This window comes from Vibrio sp. Evd11, assembly GCF_900382755.1.
Lineage (GTDB): Bacteria > Pseudomonadota > Gammaproteobacteria > Enterobacterales > Vibrionaceae > Vibrio > Vibrio lentus.
Genome location: NZ_OSDX01000050.1, coordinates 1 through 19,317, shown reverse-complemented (window position 1 = coordinate 19,317; position 19,317 = coordinate 1). Strand labels below are relative to the sequence as shown.

The window sequence follows — 19,317 nt, the reverse complement described above, 5'->3', positions numbered from 1 at the left end:
CTGCTCTTTTCCGGTCAATTGAAAGGTGGGTAGACTCCGAATAGAGCAGGGAACATGAATAGTGCTGCGGTAAATTTGATGGCAAACATATTACTAGTTGAAGACGACGATGATTTAGCGGAACTGGTGCAAATGCATCTCAAGTTTCAAGGTCATCATGTCGAAAGAGCCAATACGATTGAAAAAGCACAGGGTCTATATCTGGATGGTCAGTTTGATTTAGTCGTCCTCGATCGAGGCTTACCTGATGGTGATGGGCTCGACTTTTGTCGGATGATCCGTCAGCAGGAAGATTGGACTCCCGTGTTGATGCTCACAGCAAGAGACGCTGAACTGGATAAAGTCTCGGGCTTAGAAGCCGGTGTCGATGATTACATCACCAAGCCATTCAGTGTGCTCGAGTTTCAAGCTCGTGTTCGTAACGTTTTACGTCGGGTTAATCATGCAGAAGCCACGATCAAAGAGGCTCCAACAACGGAATCTGTGATGAGTTTTGGTGGCCTTACCATTCAACCGGAGCGTCATCAGGTTTCTTTAAACAACCAAGATGTCTTGTTGACCGCGACAGAATTTACTTTACTTCATTTCTTAGCCACCCGTCCGGGTCGAGTGTATAGCAAAGATGAGCTGCTTGATCATGTATGGCACACCAACCATACAGGTTACCACCACACCGTTTGTAGCACCGTCAACCGTTTACGAACCAAGCTTGCTATGCCTAACAGCGATGATGATTTTATTAAGACTGTTTGGGGTGTTGGGTATAAGTTTGAATCGAAGGCTTAGGGTTTGATTCTCGCTTTTTAAGTTCATTAATAGAAACAGAAGTCATTAAGGAGTCAGCATGAGTTTTAAGTCGCGCTTAGTGTTGTTTACCAGCTTGTGGTTTCTGTTGGTGAGTGTTGTTATCGCTTACACTTATCATTGGCAAAAAGAGACCATTGAACAACGAACAAAACAGAGCCTACACAAAGAGCTTGCGGTTCACATGCGCGATGATAACCCACTGATGATTGGCACTGACTACAACCCGAAAGCCCTTAAATCCATCTTTCATACCTTAATGTTGATAGGGCCGGATTTTGACATCTATTTTCTCGACAGTCAGGGCAATATCACCACGCACGCCGCGCCTGAAGGAACCAAACTCGCAAGCCAAATTGATTTAGCACCGATTAAGCAGTTTCTAAACGATGAGCCTTATCCGATTCTGGGAGAAGACCCGATCAACCCAGACTCTCGCAAGGTGTTTTCTGTCGCAGCGATTGAAGAGTTAGGGTCTACGGTTGGGTATCTTTATGTGTTAATTGGCAGTAACCGCCATACTGTGATTGCAAATTCACAGGTCGACACACCCTATATCGCACTGGCTGGCCTTATGTTGGTCTCTATTTTGGGTTTTGCCTTAGGAGCTTATCTATTGGTTAAACGCAGCCTGTTGAACCCGATAGAAGCCGTAACCCATAAGTTGCAACAGCAAGCCGAACAAGACTTTCGCTTAGAACCTAATTTCACACATCAAGTACCAGAACTGGTGCCGATCGCGCATTCTTATCAGTTGATGGCAAAGCACATTCAACAACAGTTTCTGCAACTGGAGTATCAAGCATCGCATCGTAGGCAGAGCCTATTGCAACTGAGTCATGATCTGAAAACACCGTTATCGAGTGTGTTGGGTTACCTAGAGACGTGGAAGATTCAAAATCCACAATCGGATCCCTTGATCGATGTGGCCTACCGTAATGGCAACAAATTATCTGATCAGCTCCATTCGCTGCTAGATAACGCTAAACATGATAATCCTGTTCCCATGTATCAATACGCTTCGATCGACTTAAATGTGTTGATGAGTGAGTGTTCGGAAACGATCCGAAGCAAGTATCTTCATAAAAAGGTCGAGATTAACGTCAACATGCCTAGTGGAATAAAGGCAGTAGGGGATAGCGATTTACTTGAGCGGTTGGTTTTAAACTTGTTAGATAATGCGCTGAGGCATAGCCCAAATGGAACCATGGTGTCGCTGGATATCGGTTTGGAAGCAGATTCCAAGCGAGTGAAGGTGGTAATTCATAATGAGGTTGAGCTGGAAGCGCCAAACGGTTCGTTGGGTATTGGTACTAAAATCGCTCAGTCGATATTAATGCTGCATCACAGCGTATTAGAAACAACAAAGGCAGAGAACTCGTTTAAACAAAGTTTCTATTTGCCGTCGATATAGCGTTATTTGCGTTCGATTTAGTTCTATTAGGATTAGCTTAGGGCATAGACGAATTGTTCACTGAGTAGCGAACAACTCGTTGAAAAGCTTTAAATTGAAGAGGCTTTAAGCGTCTTCATTTCCTTCTTCGTTGCTTTCTTCGTTACCTTCATTCACTTTCGCGTAAAAATGAAGCAGTTCTGTCAGCTCTTTTACCCAACCGAATGCTTCTGTCGGTGCTTTTTCCAAAATCTTCTCCACTTTCTCGCAATGAGTTTCAAGGTCGATGGCTTGCTCAAGGTTGAACGACATTGCGTAGAAGTGCCAAAGCAATAGACGTGTCATACGCTCAATGTTTTGTTGTGAGTTATCTGACTCACTAAATGCAAGGTTCACTTCACTCAGCGCGATTGCGGTCATTCGTAGCATCGCATCGAACTTCGCTGACTGCATGCGCTCTTCACTGGTGACTTCTTCCTGCTCAAACGTAAACAATTCCGTCATCGCGTCTTCAGGGACAAGACGATGGATCATTCTTAAACTGAATTCTTCTAGTTCCTCGCGAGGCATGGTGTTTAAGCTAGTTAAAGTGTAATCGCGTTGCATAGCGTTCTCTTGGATGAGCAAAAAGGTCGGACAGTTTAATGGAGAACTGAGCTTAGAAAAAGCATATTTTGGATAAGCCCACGTTTGCAGGCTTATCCAAGTCTCAAACGCCTTAGACTCAGCGCTTAGAGGTTATTTATAGCGACTTAAACATTGTATAGCGACTCAAACGTTATCAGCTTTTGCTGAAGCTTGGTGGTTGATACTGCATAGACTGATCGTTTCTCATGAAAATGTTGCTAGCGACCAAGCTGCCGATGCAAATCGAACAAAGAGCAATCCAAGTCATCGCATCTGGAATCTCGTTAAACAGTGGAACCGCCAACAAGGTAGCGACGGCGGGAGTGGCACTTCCGAAAGCCGCCGAGCGCTCTGCACCTAATGTGTTAACTGCATAAAGGTAAGTGAATGCGGCAATTAAACCAGCACCGACGCCTTGCACTGTAGAATGTACAGCAAGCTCGGTAAATGGCCACTGTGTGATTGGTGTATCCATTAGATGGCTGGGTAGGCTGCCAGTCAAGATAAGGAGCAGTAATAGCAAAGTAGAACACAATGAAATGAACCCCGCACTCACTAATGCATCAAGGTTGGCGACACGCGCTGAGATAGTAAAAGTGGCCCACATTAAGCTTCCACACAAAAACAACAAGTGACCTTTGGTGTATTCAAAGTTGAAGCTGCTTAAGCTACTGCCTAAAAACAGCAATATGCCGAGCAAAACCAGAGCTAAACCGGCGATACGGTGTCGGCTTAGTGGTTGCTTAAAAACGAGTACCGCAATGCCAGTGACGAAAAGTGGCAGCGTTCCCGGAACTAAAGCACTCCCATGTGATACTGGAACAAATTGCATAGCTGTTCCTGCAACGAGCAAATAAGGCAATCCGCACCCTACAAACATGCCCGCTAGGTAGCGCTTAGGGACTGAAGAGATAGAAGTACGCGCTTTCCAAACCAAAGGTAGTAGCACTAATGCAGGGATGAGAAATCGCGTCAGTGCGATGTCTGCAGGTGTCAAATCTGAATTTGCGCCGCCTTTAAGCGAAAGAAAAAAACTCGCCCAGATGAGCAGAGTAACAACGATAGATAGATAGCCAAGCTTCATAATAAATAAGGAAAGTGGATTATGCTTAATTATGAATTAAGAGCTATGCCATAGGTTGGCAAATTTAGTTCTAACTTGAGTTATCATTGAGGATTCCTGCTAATATTTATCAAATTATTAACGAATTTAACCAATGATCGGCATTTACTATGGATAGAATTGATAGGCATCTTCTAGAGTTGCTACAAAAAGATGGCAGGTTAACTACGGCTGAGTTAGCAGATGAAGTCGGTTTATCACCTTCACCGTGCGCAAGACGCATCAAAAGGCTTGAGGAAAAGGGAATTATTGACGGTTATCGTGTGAGCTTGTCGCGAGAGCAAGTTGGCATTGCTATGAGTGTCTTCGTTGAGGTGAGTCTAAATAACCATCAAGAAGTGTCGATCGATAAATTTGAAGGCGTTATTGTTGAGATGGAGGAGGTGATCAGCTGCCACGTAGTATCTGGCGCTTATGATTATCTGTTAGAAGTGGTTAGCCCGAATCTGATGGCCTATGAGGCGTTTACAAGAAAGCTGCAACGGCTCTCAAACGTCAAGGACATACATACGCATCTCGCGATTAGACAAGTGAAAGGTAATGCACCGCTGCCTGTCTATGTTGATTAAGATTGATTGTGTTGACAAAGACTGACTGCTCTAAATAGCTCGATTAAGCCAAGTAAGAGCGATTAAGCTGAAAGGGTAACTTATATGCATTGAGGTTGGTTGGCGAGCTGAAAAGGCAATGTTCTACTGCTGATAGAAAAGTCAGGTTGAAAACTAAACTGGGCTCGACAACTTAACATAGCGGCCATAAAAAACGGAGCACCTTGTGAAAGGTACTCCGTATGTATAGGTGCAAAAATCAGTGATATTTAAAGTTAGAGATTGAACAATCTCCGGTTTTTACATTAATTCTGAATGAAAATGCATGTGAATGGTAATCCACACCGTCATTCCAAATTGTCTCTCCAAATATCTTACATAGCTCTAGCTCACTTACTGAACCGAACTCTTCCATGTGTTTAGCGACAGATAAAAGTTTACCTCTTATCTCTGCAGTCCCTTCCGTGTTACTCAAGCAGTTGAAAGCCATAGTCTTTTGCATATTACCTAGCCAAAATGTTTCTTGTTATTAAGTTATATGAAGATTCATGATAACAATTTTCTGGCGTTTGTAAATCTATTTTGTGATGAATATCTCACATATTTGCTTGCATTGGTCGGAAAGTGAACTTTATTGTTGATAGTTACCACATTAACTTTACAAGCTATTGATAAAGCTTTGATTAACGATTTTTCTGGATATTCTGGCAGCGAGGTAGTCCGTTATGAGAATAAATCCAGTCGAGGAATAGAGTGCGGTGAGTATGAGCTTCAGTTTGATGCATCGTTTATTCTGTGAATACAGAAAACCACGGGTTTACCCGTGGATGAATGCCAATTCCAAAATTACAGCGTAAGCTGTTTGTAATTTTGGTCAACGCTTTAGCGTTGTCACGGTAAGTACCCCGGGCATGCCCGGGGGAATCTTCTGGTGCTTTTGCATGGCGTGCATCATCTATCATTTTGGCTTCCTGACGATACTTTGACGACAACTGACGGAATTTTTCGCTGAGTGTGTGGAGATCTTTGGCGAGCGATTTCGAGCTCGTTACGTACAACTGTGCGCTTTCAGTTTGGCGCGGAAGTTTTGCTCTAGCACAGTGTTGAGCAACGGCTTGCCATGAGTGAATGAGAGATTGAGCTCCGTCTAATTCGGTAGAGACGACGTATGCCTGTTTTAACAAAACCTCAGAGACATCATAAGCGGTATTCATATGACTATTGAGCTGCACATTAAACCTTTCTTCATATTTTGCCCAAAGCTCAATGATCTGTGTTTCGTTGAAGTGTTTAGATAGCAGAGTTTGTGACTCATAGGTTGAGAGAACTTGGTTGAACTCTTTGGTGTATTGGTTGTAGCGATCTTCATATACGAGTTGGCGATCCAACAATGTTTGCCAGTTTTCACGATCGCAATGGCTTGCGACCGCGGCATTGGCAATCAAAGGTACGCTCATAATGATAACCTTTACCCAAAAACGCATGACTTTCCTCTACTTACCGTGCTCTCTACAGACAGTATAGATGAGTGGCAGCATGAGTTGATGTACACTTCATGTAACCCTAAAACGGAAGAGCTGGTGGATTTGATGAAAAAAGCGCTGATCGCTTTACTTGTATTGTTAATATTGGGCGGAGGAGGAGCGGCGTACTACTTCTTTGTTATGAAAAAAGACCCAACACCAGCAGAGAAAACCGAAGAGTCCGTTGAAGAAGTTACTCAGCCTGAAGCGGATTTAAAACCGATCATGGAGCTTAAACCTGAGCCAGAACAGACAGAGTTTTACGTTCTGGATAGAAAGCTTGAAGTGGTAGAACAACCAGAAGTTGATGGCTTGATAACAGATTACCTCTACAAAGGCGAAAAAGTCGAAGTACTTGAAAAACAAGGTGAGTGGGCTCGTATCTCAGATTACATCGTTCTAAAAGAAGGTGGACCACAGACAGCCGAATGGGTTTCGATGTCTGGCCTATCTGATGATGAAGTGATTATTTCCGAGAAAGAAAGCATAGAGATATTGGATTCATATTTGGTTAAATCCGACGATCTTAAGATCCATAAAGAGAAGTTCCGTAAGACGGTTGCAGAGCTGATCTCTGATGGCGAATGTGACCCAAGTGACTTCGAGGAGTTAGGTGGTTGGGTGAAGTCGGTGAAGTACAGTGACCGAGATGTCTATTTTATTTATTGCGGCGGACTATCGCTTGAAAATAAAATTTATTTAGATGTAAATACAAATGAAATATTTACTAAGTAGGATCTACTTCGCTATTAATATCAGATTTATTAATAGCGATTAGCCTTTCTATTTATTGATTTAGATTGAAAGCCCACTCTCTTGAGAGTGGGCTTTTTTATTGCCTATTCACTTTGATTCATCGAGTCAGGTTGTAAGCTAGTGTGAAATTAACATTTACTTATATTGTATTTTATACAGAAGTGCCTCGATAGATTTATTAATAGGAAATAGCAATGTCGATATTATTCCTACGATCAATTGTTTACTTTTTCAATATTGCATTCTCATTGAAACAAGTTAAGTCGTGTCATTTTATTTAAAGTAAACAAAGGCTTATCGGTTTGGTGATATAATTGAAGTTAAATAAAGTCTATTAATATCAGTTGTTTGCTGTAGTTTACATAATCGCAACATTTCATGGATTTTGGGATGTAAGTCAGATTTTTAGCCATAACATGAAAATATTTTTTATTTGTAATAATACTTTTTGATTTTTAGATGTAGGGTTTAATTAAAGCAAAACGTAAATTTTAATTATCGACTAAGACATTATCTTATTAACATCATTGTTATTTAATTGCTTGTAAGGGATGGAATCATTAATGAAAAAACTTGCTTTAATTACAGGATCAAAAGGCGGTATCGGCTCAGCAATTTCTTCTAAATTAGTCGAGGATGGCTATCGTGTTATCGCGACCTATTTTACTGGGAATTATCAGTGTGCACTGGATTGGTTTAACGAAAAACAGTTTACTGAAGATCAAGTGAGATTGTTTGAATTAGATGTCACCAACACCGCTGAATGTGCACAGAGCTTAAGCAAGTTGTTAGAAGAAGAAGGCACGGTGGATGTTTTGGTCAACAACGCGGGTATTACTCGTGACAGCGTCTTCAAAAAGATGAATGCCGAAGCTTGGAAAGAGGTGATTGAGACTAACCTCAACAGCCTATTCAATGTGACACAGCCTTTGTTTGCTCCGATGTGTGAAAAGGGCAACTGCAGAGTCATCAACATTTCTTCAGTGAACGGTCTTAAAGGTCAGTTCGGACAGACTAATTATTCCGCAGCAAAGGCTGGAATGATTGGTTTTTCAAAAGCACTGGCTGCTGAAGGTGCAAGGAGTGGTGTGACAGTAAACGTGGTTGCCCCCGGCTATACCGGCACGCCTATGGTTGAGCAAATGAAGCCTGAAATCCTTGATTCAATTAAAAACCAAATCCCAATGAAACGTTTAGCTACGCCTGCAGAAATTGCAGACGCAGTGGGCTTTTTAGCGAGTGAATCTGGTGCGTACATTACAGGCGAAACACTGTCTGTGAATGGCGGCTTGTACATGCACTAATAAGTGAAACTTAAGGGGATTGAATGATGGAAAAGGTATTTATTGTTGCTGCAAAGCGCACACCTATTGGTGCATTTACAGGGTCGTTAAAAAACATCACAGCAGGCGAGTTAGCGGGCGTCGCGATTAAAGGGGCTTTGGAGTCCGTAGATCTTTCGTTGGATGCGATTGATGAAGTGATCGTTGGTAATGTGATTTCGGCAGGTCAAGGTATGGGGGTTGCTCGTCAGGCTTCCATCTATGCAGGGTTACCTGAGGAAACACCTGCATACGGTGTGAACATGATCTGCGGCAGTGGTATGAAATCGGTGATGGACGCAGCAGCGCACATCAAAGCACAAGATGCTGAAGTCGTTATTGCAGCGGGTGTTGAGGTGATGTCTCAGATTCCTTTTATTGTGCCACCGAGTATTCGCAACGGGCACAAGATGGGTGACATCTCGATGAAAGACTTGTTGGTGGGTGATGGGTTAACCGATGCGTTCAATCACTACCACATGGGCATGACGGCTGAAAACATCGCCAATGCTTTGAATATTTCGCGTCTCGCACAAGATAACTACGCGTTAGAAAGCCAACAGAAAGCAGTTGCTGCGATTGAAGCGGGTAAGTTCAAAGGACAAATCGTCCCTGTCGAAGTTAAGCAGCGTAGACAAACCGTTACTTTTGATACCGATGAGTATCCGAAGTCAGACGCGACATTCGAAGCTCTACAAAAGCTTCGTCCAGCCTTCGACCGAGAAGGAACGGTCACCGCTGGTAATGCGTCAGGCATCAATGATGGCGCAAGTGCCATTATCTTAGCGTCTGAATCGGCGGTCTTGAAATACGGCCTGACACCACTGGTAGAGCTGAGCAGCTACGCACAATCGGGTTTAGACCCAAAGATCATGGGATTGGGTCCAGTAGAAGCAGTATCTAAAGCGCTAGATAAAGCGGATTTAACTTTAGAAGAAGTCGAGCTGTTTGAGTTGAATGAAGCCTTCGCTGCACAGGCGTTAGGCGTAATGTACCAGTTGTCTGAACAACATGATCTGCCGCTTGAAGCGTTCAAATCTAAAGTTAATGTCAACGGTGGCGCTATCGCACTTGGTCACCCTCTAGGGGCATCAGGTAACCGAATTATTGTTTCACTCATCCACGAAATGATCGAGCAACATACCAATTATGGTGTTGCTTCGCTTTGTGTGGGCGGGGGAATGGGAACCGCTGTTTTGCTTAAAGGTATTGAGGGTTAGAACTCGACATGCCGTAGGCGAGCCAAATTGGTTTTTTAAGCTATTTATTCTTTAACTGTTTCTTTATTAAGCTATTTCTTCACTAACTATGTATTCACCAGGAGTTACTTATGTACACGGATATTTTCAAAACAATCACAGACCAAACTGAAAAGCAGTTCGAACCGTACTTGAAATTCAACAAGTTGGTTGCAAAGAACGTTCAAACAATGACTGAACTTCAAATGAATGCGTTGCAGACTTATACCGATATGGGTCTTGCACAAATGAAAGCAGTCAGTGAAATCAAAGACGTAAATAGCCTCACCGCTTTTAACGGCCAGCAACTAACGGCACTTACTCAATTGTCTCAACAGATGATGAGTGATAGCTCAAAAATGCAAGCTGCTGCAAAAGAGTTCAAAGAAGATGTTGAAACACTAACAACTGAAAACTTGAAAACAGTTACACCTGCATAAAACTAGTCGCCATCGAGCTAGTACAGGTTGGCCTGTACGGCTTGGTGGCGATTTTCCGATTATTGGAGTCATGTTATGTTTCAACACTTCTTTTCGGACTACCTTGTTAAGCTTCAACAAACAAACCAGCAATGGTGGGAAAATTTTGAACAAAACAAGGAAGCCGCGCAATCTCCCCTAAATAAAGCGATGCAAGAATTGAATTTTGATGATGCATCGAAAATTTTTGAGCAAGCCGCAAACCAACCAGCCGTTCTACTTCAGCTGCAATCCCAATGGTGGGAACAGCAACTGCAAATCTGGCAAAACGCAGCACTGATGGGTAACACTGAAAGCGTTATCACTGAAGATCGTGGTGACAAGCGTTTTATCGATGATGCATGGAAGAACGACCCTTTCTATAGCTTCATCAAGCAATCTTACTTGCTGTTTAGTAAAAGCTATATCGATACCATCAACTCGATTGAAGGCATTGACGAGAAAACCAAAGAGCGTGTAGCGTTCTTTTCACGTCAGGCTATCAATGCCATGTCCCCAAGCAATTTTATCGCGACTAACCCAGAGTTGATGAAGCTGACTCTTGAGAGAAATGGCGAGAACCTTCTTGATGGGTTAGAGCAGTTGCAAGCGGACGTGGAAGCGAGTGCTGACATCCTTAAGATCCGCATGACCAATAACAACGCATTCCGATTGGGTGTAGATGTCGCGAATACAGAAGGTGATGTCGTCTTTCAAAATGACTTGTTCGAACTGATTCAGTACCACCCAAAGACACCACAAGTTAATGCGACACCATTGTTGATCGTTCCGCCGTTTATCAATAAGTACTATATTCTTGACCTTCGTGAGAAGAATTCGATGGTACGTTGGTTGCTTGAGCAAGGGCATAGCGTATTCATGATGTCTTGGCGCAATCCGGGCGAGGCGCAGAAAGACCAAGAATTCGGTGACTATGTCACGGAAGGTGTCGTTAAGGCGGTCACTGCTATTGAAGACATTACCGGCAAAGAACAAATCAATGCCGCAGGTTATTGTATTGGCGGTACGGTACTCGCATCTACGGTGGCTTACTATGCGGCTAAGCGTATGAAGAAACGCATAAAAACGGCGACCTTCTTTACCACGTTATTAGATTTCTCTCAGCCGGGTGAGGTTGGGGCGTATATCAATGAGACGATAATCGACGCGATTGAGAAACAGAACAACGCGAAAGGCTACATGGATGGTCGCTCGTTGAGCGTGACGTTCAGTTTGCTTCGAGAGAACAGCTTGTACTGGAATTACTACATTGATAACTACCTCAAAGGCAGCAGCCCGATGGAGTTCGATCTGTTGTACTGGAACAGTGATAGCACTAACGTGGCGGCTAAATGCCATAACTTCTTGCTGCGAGAGCTCTACCTTGAAAATAAATTGGTTCAAGACAAAGGCGTGAAAGTAGGTGGTGTTTGGATTGATTTGAACAAGATCAAAATACCAAGCTACTTTATCTCAGCTAAAGAAGACCATATTGCTTTGTGGCAGGGGACTTACCGTGGTGCATTAAACACTGGTGGCAACAAAACATTTGTTCTGGGTGAGTCCGGTCATATTGCCGGCATTGTTAACCATCCAGAGAAAAAGAAATACGGCTACTGGCTGAACGACAACCTAGACGATTCTGCTGACGAATGGCTAAATAACGCAAGCCACAATGAAGGCTCATGGTGGACACACTGGGATCAATGGTTACAAGGCTTTGAAGCTGACGAGAAAATCGAACCTTTCAATCAAGGTTCCGAGCTTCACCCTGTGATTGGCAAGGCGCCGGGTAACTATGTTAAACAGGTGCTGCCGATTGTTGATAAAGAGACCGCTGAGCAAGACGTCGCCGAAACAAAAGCTCCGGAAAGCGAAGCTTAGAATTGATTATCACAACTTAACAGTTGAAATACCAAGCGCCAGATAATAAAAAAGCCACTGAATTCAGTGGCTTTTTAGTATCAACTCATCCCAAAGATAATTGGCCTAAGTTGAAGCAATTTCGATTTCTAATCGATTTCTTTGTCTTTAGTCATAGATAAAAGCCAAAGAGATACGGCTGCAACACCTGCAAAGCCACCAAGAATGATAACTGGCATAGCGCTGTAACCTAGGATGTGCCAAATTACGCTTTCTAAAGTACTCATTCAATCGCTCCTTATTGCCAGCCTTCAACGCCGTGCATGTCTGGTAGTTTATGTGCGATACCTTTGTGGCAATCTACACACGTTTTTTCACCAGAAGCTAGCGCCGTTGAGTGTTGTTTCGCACTACGAGGGCTCTGCTCTGAGAAGTCCATGTAATCGAACTGGTGACAGTTACGACACTCAAGTGAGTCATTGCCTTTCATACGTTTCCACTCACGTTCAGCAAGGTGGGCACGACGTGCCTTGAATTTCTCTTCAGTGTTGATGGTTTTTGCAATAAAGTGCGCGTACAACTCTTTAGATGCCTGAACCTTACGAACAATTTTATCTGTCCACTCGTGAGGTACGTGACAATCTGAACAGATAGCACGAACGCCTGAGCGGTTAGAGTAGTGAATTGTTTCTTGGATTTCAGCAACAATAGGCGCATGACAACCAGAACAGAACTCTTCCGTATTGGTTGCTTGCATACCTGTGTTAAATGCACCCCAGAATAAAAGACCGCCAGCGAAACCCAAGAAAAGTACAACGCCTACCGCTGCTTTACTTGGTGTCGCGAGTCTTTTCCAAAACGCTTTAAGTAATTTTATCATATATAGCCTCTCTTACCGTCTGGCTACGATTAACGCAGTGAATCTACAGGTTTGAACTCGTTCTCAACTAGTGGTTTAGCATTAGCTTGAGGTACGTGACACTGTAAACAGAAGTAACGACGAGGTGATACGTCTGCAAGTACCGCATCTTCACGGTTCATGTAGTGAGTTACACTCACTTTAGTAGCACCCATTTCTTTTGCGTTTTTCCAGCTGTGGCAAGAAAGACACTTGTTAGCGTTAAGAGAAACTTCATAGCTACGAATAGTATGAGGCACTAGAGGTGGTTGGTATACGTAGTCACTCTCAAGTACTTGGTCACGAGGGAACTTTTTGAAGTCATCCGCTGCGCGAGTAGCTTCAAGTTCACTTGCACCACGTAGAGATTCTACGCCACCAATGCCGCCTGGGTTATCCAGCTCAGCTTGAGCTTGAACTGCACCAGCTAGCAAAAGACCAGCTGATAGTAGGGCAGTAATCAGTTTTTTCATGGTTAATTTCTCCGCCTAAAGGCTAATTCTTTGAGTGGACTACTTCCTTCAAAAAGTGATGAAAAAAGTAGTCACAATATTAAATACGTTAGATCTTGTATCTAGGTTCTAAAAGCAATTGGCGCTTAAGAAACCTTAGTGATCTTAACTGGACACTTCTTGTAATCCGTCTGCTTAGACAGAGGATCCGTTGCATCCAAGATCAACTTGTTGATCAGAATTCTTGCATCAAAGAATGGTACGAATACCAAGCCTTGTGGTGGACGGTTACGACCACGAGTTTCAACACGAACGCGTACTTCACCACGTTTGTTTTCGATAAGAACTTCATCACCACGGCGAAGTCCACGAGCTTTAGCGTCAGCAGGGTGGATGTAACAAAGTGCATCCGGTACTGCTTTGTAAAGTTCTGGTACACGACGAGTCATAGTACCTGTGTGCCAGTGCTCAAGAACACGACCTGTACATAGCCACATATCGTATTCATCGTTTGGTACTTCAGGTGGCGCTTCGTATGGAGCATTGATGATCAGTGCTTTACCATCTGGCTTGCCATAGAAATCCCAATCAGAACCTTTCTTAGCGTATGGATCCGAACCTTCTTTAAAGCGCCAAAGTGTTTCTTTACCGTCAACAACAGGCCAACGTAGACCACGAACTTGATGGTAGCGATCGTATGGTGCTAAATCGTGACCGTGGCCGCGACCAAAGGCTGCGTATTCTTCGAATAGACCTTTTTGAACGTAGAAACCTTGAGCTTGTGCATCGTCGTTAAGCTCTTGAGCTTCAGACAGTGGGAATGCATCAACGTTGCCGTTTTTGTAAAGTACGTCGTACATGGTTTTGCCACGGTACTCAGGCATTTTCGCAACAAGTTCTTCGCCCCAAACTTCTTCAATAGTGAAGCGCTTAGAGAACTCCATGATTTGCCATAGGTCAGACTTAGCTTCACCTACCGTTTTCACTTGTTGGTACCATGCTTGTGTACGACGCTCTGCGTTACCGTAAGCACCTTCTTTCTCAATCCACATTGCTGTTGGAAGGATAAGGTCAGCCGCTTGAGCTGTTGCTGTTGGGTATGGGTCAGAACATACAATGAAGTTATCTGGGTTACGGTAACCTGGTAGACGTTCCGTGTTGATGTTTGGACCAGCTTGCATGTTGTTGTTACACATTACCCAGTAAGCGTTGATCTTACCGTCTTTAAGCATACGGTCTTGAACAACAGCGTGAGCACCTGGTTTAGCAGGGATAGTGCCTTCTGGAAGTTTCCAGATGTCTTCTGCGATTTTACGGTGTTTAGGGTTAGCAACAACCATATCTGCCGGAAGACGGTGAGAGAACGTACCAACTTCACGAGCTGTACCACATGCAGATGGTTGGCCAGTAAGTGAGAATGGGCTGTTACCTGGAGTAGAAATCTTACCTGTTAGAAGGTGGATGTTGTACACAAGGCTGTTCATCCATACACCACGAGTATGTTGGTTCATACCCATAGTCCAAAGTGACATTACTTTGATGTTTGGATCGGCGTATTGCTTAGCCAGCTTGATCAGGTCATCTTGAGATACACCTGACATTTCAGACGCTTTCTCAACGGTGTATTCAGCAACAGAAGCTTTGTAGTTCTCGAAGCTAATATCAGTCATTTTGCCTGAGTTAGGGTTCGCAGCTGCCTGTTGTAGAGGATCATCATCACGAAGGCCGTAACCGATGTCTGTTGTTGCTTGCTTGAAGTTCGTGTGCTTGTTCACGAAATCCCAGTTAACGGCATCGTTTTGAATGATGTAGTTAGCAATGAAGTTAGCAATCGCTAGATCTGATTGAGGTTCGAAGATGTAACCCGTGTCTGCAAGCTCAAAAGAACGATGGTAGTAAGTAGACAGTACGTTTACTTTAACGTGTGGGTGGCTTAGACGACGGTCTGTAATACGAGTCCATAGTACTGGGTGCATTTCTGCCATGTTTGAACCCCACAGAACGAATGCGTCTGCGTGTTCGAAATCATCGTAACAACCCATTGGCTCATCGATACCGAAGGTACGCATGAATGCACCTACCGCAGAAGCCATACAGTGACGAGCGTTTGGATCGATGTTGTTTGAACGGAAGCCCGCTTTCATCAGCTTAACTGCTGCGTAGCCTTCCATTACAGTCCACTGGCCTGAACCGAACATACCAACGCCTGTTGGACCGTTCTTTTTCAGAGCTGCTTTCCACTTCTCAGCCATTACGTCGAATGCTTTGTCCCAAGATACTGGTGCAAAATCACCATCTTTGTGGAACTCGCCATCTTTCATACGAAGAAGTGGCTGTTCAAGACGGTCTTTGCCGTACATGATTTTTGAAAGGAAGTAGCCTTTAATACAGTTAAGGCCTTTGTTTACAGGTGCTTCTGGATCGCCTTGAGTTGCGACCACTTTACCGTTTTGAGTACCTACTAGTACTGAACAACCCGTACCGCAAAAACGACAAGGCGCTTTATCCCACGTGATTTTTGTTTGATCTGAGCTAGCAATCAGGTTGGTTGCTGTTGCTGGTAGTGTTACGCCTGCAACGGCTGCCGCTGATGCAGCCGCGTTTGCTTTCACAAACGCACGTCTTGTCATTTTCATACTTCACCCTCAAGTTGAGAATTGTTGCTTCCAGTTTCTAAATCCGTTTCGTCGAGCTCAGTCTCGATTTGGTGATAAACCAAAGCTGTCCCTAAAACGTTCTTAATGTTATTTATTGCTTCGATGGTGTCCGTTACAAAACCTTGGTTTTCGGTTTCTAGGACCACTATGATTTTGCCTTCAGGGCTGTCCCCGTAGATCTCTGCATTATCAAAATTCTCGATTTCTGCTTTGATCTCGACCAGATGCTCTGGGCTCACATGCACGACTAAACTTGATATATGCACTTCATTTAGTGCCATAAATTGCTCTCGTTATTTTTGTTTTATGCATTACTCACAAGAATAGCTGAAGTAGGGCAAACTGCTACGCAGGCCCCACAACCGTTACACTCATTTAACTCGATTTTTGGTAGAGCAACACTGCCTGCTCTAAGTTGAAATTGAATGGCCATAGGTTCACACATGTCACCACAGCTTCGGCATTCAACATTTTGTTGCGCTAAACACTTATCAGAAATACGTGCTTTTGCTTGCCAAGGCTCTCCTTGCTTTGGCTTGAAAATAGGTTCAGGACAAACATCTGCACATTGATAACAGAACGTACATTCATCAATAGAGAAATCGACGGTAGGAAATCCACCATCGCCTACAATGATTATCTTAGTCTCACAACTCTCGATGCATTTACCGCAGCGAGTGCAGTCATCTACAAAGCTTTCTAGGTTGTTAATCCAAGGCAAACGAATCTGGCTTGAGTCAACTTTTCGTCTTGAAAATAGACGGCGTTTTGATAGATCTACCACTAGATACCTATGGATGTTGCTGAGATGTTGTAATTGTGTGTCATTATTCTATTAATATCTTGTAATTAGTCCTCACAAGTAGTGTAGTTTTAGAAACAATTGTATAAATACCCCCTAAGGGCTAATTAGGGGCATATATTGTCTTAGATCAATAAATTACAAAGCGAGTGATCACATATTGAATGGAGCTATGATTTTTGATGTGTGACAATACGATCTTGCTGGCTATTCATCTCTCACTAGGAAGGCTTTTTTGCTTATAAAACCGGTTTCATCTGTCACTAGCACAATAGCAAAATCGTTGCTTTCTATACTGTTGCTGTCGGTTGCTACTACTGGCTTTGCTATCTTCACTTTGGCTTCGAGCTTGAATGATGCAGAAGCTATAAATGTGGCAGGTTCAATGCGTATGCAGAGCTATCGTTTGGCGCATGATATTCAAATAGAATCAGCTGATTACAATTCTCATATCCAAGAATTTGAGAAGTCGCTCTACTCGTCTTCAATGGCGGAGTTGGTCAGTTGGGAAGTGCCAACCGATATCACAGAAGATTACTATCTAATCATTGGTCGCTGGCATGAACTGAAGCGGGTATTGAATAGCGATGATCGTCAACATTATCTGGTGCTAGTGGAAAACTTTGTAAATGAGATAGACCACTTCGTTTTCAAGCTTCAGGAGTTTTCAGAGAATAAGCTGATTAAATTAGCGTGGGCTGGTGGTATTGGTTTAGGTGGTATTCTCGTCATATCTCTTTTTGTTGTTCACTTTGTGCGTAAACAAGTTGTTAAGCCTCTCCATGCGCTAGTCGGCGCGAGTCAGAGGATAAAAAATAGCGACTTCAAGGTGGAATTGCAGGTTACCAGCAACAACGAATTGGGTATTTTGACGAAAACGTTCAACTCAATGGCCAAAGATTTGGGTGTGCTTTATCGAAACCTCGAAGATGTCGTTGATGCCAAAACGATTGAACTGCAAAACGCGAACCAATCATTACAAGCGCTTTATTATTCGTCTCAAGAACTCACGGTAACGCGGATTGCACCTGAAAACTTTCGGGCCATCTTGCAGCACTTAGTCAGCTTAGAAGGGATTGAGTCGTTAAGATTAGAGATTGCAGATAACTCAGGTCGCTCATTGATAATGGATGAGGGCTACGACGCGAATCGTGAGTATGAAAAATTTGAGATGAAGCTGGATGATAACGAGCTCATTTTGGGTTACCTGTATTGCTCATATCATCATGGGCACTCAACAAAGACGTTAATAGAGAGCTTTATTCAACTGTTATCTCGTGCAATTTATTATAATCGCGCGCAAAAGAAAGCCGAGCAGCTTATTATTATGGAAGAGCGTGCGACAATAGCACGTGAGCTGCATGATTCACTTGCTCAGTCGCTTTCATACCTGAAGATCCAAGTGACTTTATTGAAGCGTGTGATTGGTAAATTACCTGAGCAAAAACACCGCGAACAATCAGAGCAAATTGCTTCAGAGATAGGTAACGGCTTAGCCGATGCTTATACTCAGTTAAGAGAGTTGCTCACGACATTTAGGTTGTCTATTAAAGAGGGCAACTTCGGAGATGCTTTGAGCACCATGCTCGAGCAACTCAGTGAAAGAACAGATGCCAAGATTAACTTAACCAATAATCTGTCATCGATTGAGCTTGATGCGCACAGTCAGGTTCACTTGCTTCAATTGATTCGAGAAGCAACAATAAACGCAATAAAACACGCCAATGCCGACTTGATAGATGTATGCTGTATCGATGAAGATGGTGAAGTATTAGTCGTGATCAAAGATAATGGAGATGGCTTTGACCTAGGTAGTTCGAGAATGAACCACTATGGAATGAGCATTATGCAGGAGCGTGCGGCAAGACTGAATGGCGACTTAACGATTGAAGCAGCTCAAGGTGAAGGCTGTACAGTCATATTGAAATATAAAAGTTTGAAGGAAGTTAAAGTTGACGATTTGTAAAGTAATGCTGGTTGATGATCATCCATTGATGCGCCGAGGTATAAGCCAATTACTAAGCTTTGAAGACGAATTTGAAGTGATTGCAGAGGCGAGCAATGGCACCGAAGCCGTTGCACTTGCTCACGAAGAAGAACCTGATTTGATCCTTTTGGATCTGAATATGAAAGGGATGTCTGGATTAGATACCCTAAAAGCACTTCGTACCGATGGTTCAAGCGCTAACATTGTCATCTTAACCGTATCGGATAGCCCTGCAGATATAGAAGCTATCGTAAAAGCGGGCGCTGATGGTTACTTGTTGAAAGACACTGAACCCGATGAGCTCATTGAACTGCTTAAACAAGCACACAGCGGCGACAAAGCCTATAGCAGTGTCGTTTCTCGTTACCTAAATGACGCTGACAGTCGTAATGATATCTTCGACCAACTGACTGAGCGTGAAACTCAGATCCTTCAAGAAGTTGCGAAAGGTTACCGTAACAAGCAAATTGCTGATCATCTGTTCATTTCTGAATCGACAGTTAAGGTACACATGAAGAGCTTGCTGAAGAAGCTGCAGGTACCTTCACGTACGGCTGCAACGGTTCTTTATCTAGAACGTTACGGTGAAATGAAGTAGGGCTTGTTCCTTTGAAATAAACTATTTCAAGCCATGCTACTAATTACAATGTTAGGTTCAATTAAGGTTAGGTTCTGATGATATTGAACTTAAATTGTTTCCTTAGATACGCAGACGATTTTTATTAAGCCAGTAATGTAAGTTGCTGGCTTTTTGATACAGCTTATTGAGAGTATTTTTACTAAGCTAAAATGAGACCTAATGTCGGCTCTATACCGGTGATCATTGAAGGTGCTTGATTTTCAATGAAATGAGGATCATGCTAAGC

19 protein-coding genes and 1 pseudogene are annotated in these 19,317 nt (G+C 43.2%); 10 read left to right on the top strand and 10 right to left on the bottom strand.

Annotated elements, in window-relative coordinates; all coding sequences use genetic code 11:
• Positions 1 to 54 precede the first annotated feature (54 nt).
• Together ED652_RS17905 and ED652_RS17900 are read left to right on the top strand one after the other, a co-directional pair.
• Positions 55 to 786, top strand: a complete 732-nt coding sequence (locus ED652_RS17905; RefSeq protein WP_122055677.1) for a response regulator transcription factor — start codon at positions 55 to 57, stop codon at positions 784 to 786.
• A gap of 58 nt (positions 787 to 844) precedes the next feature.
• The gene (locus ED652_RS17900) at positions 845 to 2,218 is read left to right on the top strand and encodes a HAMP domain-containing sensor histidine kinase (RefSeq protein ID WP_122055676.1); all 1,374 of its coding nucleotides are present in this window, start codon (positions 845 to 847) and stop codon (positions 2,216 to 2,218) included.
• 105 nt (positions 2,219 to 2,323) lie between these two features.
• Here the strand turns inward: ED652_RS17900 and ED652_RS17895 are convergent, their stop codons facing one another.
• The gene (locus ED652_RS17895) at positions 2,324 to 2,803 is read right to left on the bottom strand and encodes an exoribonuclease R (RefSeq protein ID WP_122055675.1); all 480 of its coding nucleotides are present in this window, start codon (positions 2,801 to 2,803) and stop codon (positions 2,324 to 2,326) included.
• Between the two features lie 175 nt (positions 2,804 to 2,978).
• On the bottom strand, positions 2,979 to 3,908 hold the full coding sequence (locus tag ED652_RS17890) for a DMT family transporter (protein WP_122055674.1): 930 nt from the start codon (positions 3,906 to 3,908) through the stop codon (positions 2,979 to 2,981).
• Between the two features lie 149 nt (positions 3,909 to 4,057).
• Between ED652_RS17890 and ED652_RS17885 the strand changes: the two genes are divergently transcribed.
• Positions 4,058 to 4,516 carry an Lrp/AsnC family transcriptional regulator gene (locus ED652_RS17885; protein ID WP_122055673.1) on the top strand — a complete coding sequence of 153 codons (459 nt, stop codon included), beginning with the start codon at positions 4,058 to 4,060 and terminating at the stop codon, positions 4,514 to 4,516.
• A 238-nt stretch (positions 4,517 to 4,754) separates the two neighbouring features.
• Here the strand turns inward: ED652_RS17885 and ED652_RS17880 are convergent, their stop codons facing one another.
• Together ED652_RS17880 and ED652_RS17875 are read right to left on the bottom strand one after the other, a co-directional pair.
• The gene (locus ED652_RS17880) at positions 4,755 to 4,997 is read right to left on the bottom strand and encodes a hypothetical protein (RefSeq protein ID WP_102435739.1); all 243 of its coding nucleotides are present in this window, start codon (positions 4,995 to 4,997) and stop codon (positions 4,755 to 4,757) included.
• Between the two features lie 439 nt (positions 4,998 to 5,436).
• Positions 5,437 to 5,979: pseudogene (locus ED652_RS17875) on the bottom strand (hypothetical protein); the annotation flags it as partial.
• Between the two features lie 96 nt (positions 5,980 to 6,075).
• Between ED652_RS17875 and ED652_RS17870 the strand changes: the two are divergent.
• The 5 genes from ED652_RS17870 to phaC all read left to right on the top strand — a co-directional run bounded on the left by ED652_RS17870 (position 6,076) and on the right by phaC (position 11,676).
• Positions 6,076 to 6,753 carry an SH3 domain-containing protein gene (locus ED652_RS17870; RefSeq protein ID WP_122055684.1) on the top strand — a complete coding sequence of 226 codons (678 nt, stop codon included), beginning with the start codon at positions 6,076 to 6,078 and terminating at the stop codon, positions 6,751 to 6,753.
• A gap of 584 nt (positions 6,754 to 7,337) precedes the next feature.
• Entirely contained in the window at positions 7,338 to 8,078 is a 741-nt protein-coding gene (locus ED652_RS17865) for an SDR family oxidoreductase (RefSeq protein ID WP_122055672.1), read from the top strand.
• A gap of 26 nt (positions 8,079 to 8,104) precedes the next feature.
• Positions 8,105 to 9,316 carry an acetyl-CoA C-acetyltransferase gene (locus ED652_RS17860; protein WP_122055683.1) on the top strand — a complete coding sequence of 404 codons (1,212 nt, stop codon included), beginning with the start codon at positions 8,105 to 8,107 and terminating at the stop codon, positions 9,314 to 9,316.
• A 110-nt stretch (positions 9,317 to 9,426) separates the two neighbouring features.
• The gene (locus ED652_RS17855) at positions 9,427 to 9,774 is read left to right on the top strand and encodes a phasin family protein (protein ID WP_004731353.1); all 348 of its coding nucleotides are present in this window, start codon (positions 9,427 to 9,429) and stop codon (positions 9,772 to 9,774) included.
• A 75-nt stretch (positions 9,775 to 9,849) separates the two neighbouring features.
• Positions 9,850 to 11,676, top strand: a complete 1,827-nt coding sequence (gene phaC, locus ED652_RS17850; protein ID WP_122055671.1) for a class I poly(R)-hydroxyalkanoic acid synthase — start codon at positions 9,850 to 9,852, stop codon at positions 11,674 to 11,676.
• Between the two features lie 128 nt (positions 11,677 to 11,804).
• On the opposite strand, the gene ED652_RS17845 is transcribed toward phaC, so the two are convergent.
• The 6 genes from ED652_RS17845 to napF all read right to left on the bottom strand — a co-directional run bounded on the left by ED652_RS17845 (position 11,805) and on the right by napF (position 16,446).
• Positions 11,805 to 11,942, bottom strand: coding sequence for a TIGR02808 family protein (locus ED652_RS17845; RefSeq protein ID WP_004731329.1), 138 nt, complete (start codon positions 11,940 to 11,942; stop codon positions 11,805 to 11,807).
• 11 nt (positions 11,943 to 11,953) lie between these two features.
• A complete protein-coding gene (locus ED652_RS17840; protein WP_004731326.1) occupies positions 11,954 to 12,535 on the bottom strand; it encodes a NapC/NirT family cytochrome c in 582 nt (193 codons plus the stop codon).
• A 29-nt stretch (positions 12,536 to 12,564) separates the two neighbouring features.
• Positions 12,565 to 13,026, bottom strand: a complete 462-nt coding sequence (locus tag ED652_RS17835; protein WP_004731324.1) for a nitrate reductase cytochrome c-type subunit — start codon at positions 13,024 to 13,026, stop codon at positions 12,565 to 12,567.
• 125 nt (positions 13,027 to 13,151) lie between these two features.
• A complete protein-coding gene (gene napA / locus ED652_RS17830) occupies positions 13,152 to 15,641 on the bottom strand; it encodes a periplasmic nitrate reductase subunit alpha (protein WP_017105879.1) in 2,490 nt (829 codons plus the stop codon).
• Positions 15,638 to 15,943 carry a chaperone NapD gene (locus tag ED652_RS17825; protein WP_122055670.1) on the bottom strand — a complete coding sequence of 102 codons (306 nt, stop codon included), beginning with the start codon at positions 15,941 to 15,943 and terminating at the stop codon, positions 15,638 to 15,640. The genes napA and ED652_RS17825 overlap by 4 nt, the downstream gene beginning before the upstream one ends.
• A 23-nt stretch (positions 15,944 to 15,966) precedes the next feature.
• Positions 15,967 to 16,446, bottom strand: coding sequence for a ferredoxin-type protein NapF (gene napF / locus ED652_RS17820; protein WP_122055669.1), 480 nt, complete (start codon positions 16,444 to 16,446; stop codon positions 15,967 to 15,969).
• A gap of 253 nt (positions 16,447 to 16,699) precedes the next feature.
• Here napF and narQ point away from each other — a divergent pair, with 253 nt between their 5' ends.
• Together narQ and ED652_RS17810 are read left to right on the top strand one after the other, a co-directional pair.
• Positions 16,700 to 18,430, top strand: a complete 1,731-nt coding sequence (gene narQ, locus ED652_RS17815; protein ID WP_122055668.1) for a nitrate/nitrite two-component system sensor histidine kinase NarQ — start codon at positions 16,700 to 16,702, stop codon at positions 18,428 to 18,430.
• Positions 18,417 to 19,049, top strand: a complete 633-nt coding sequence (locus ED652_RS17810; RefSeq protein WP_017105883.1) for a response regulator — start codon at positions 18,417 to 18,419, stop codon at positions 19,047 to 19,049. The genes narQ and ED652_RS17810 overlap by 14 nt, the downstream gene beginning before the upstream one ends.
• The last annotated feature ends 268 nt before the right edge of the window (positions 19,050 to 19,317 follow it).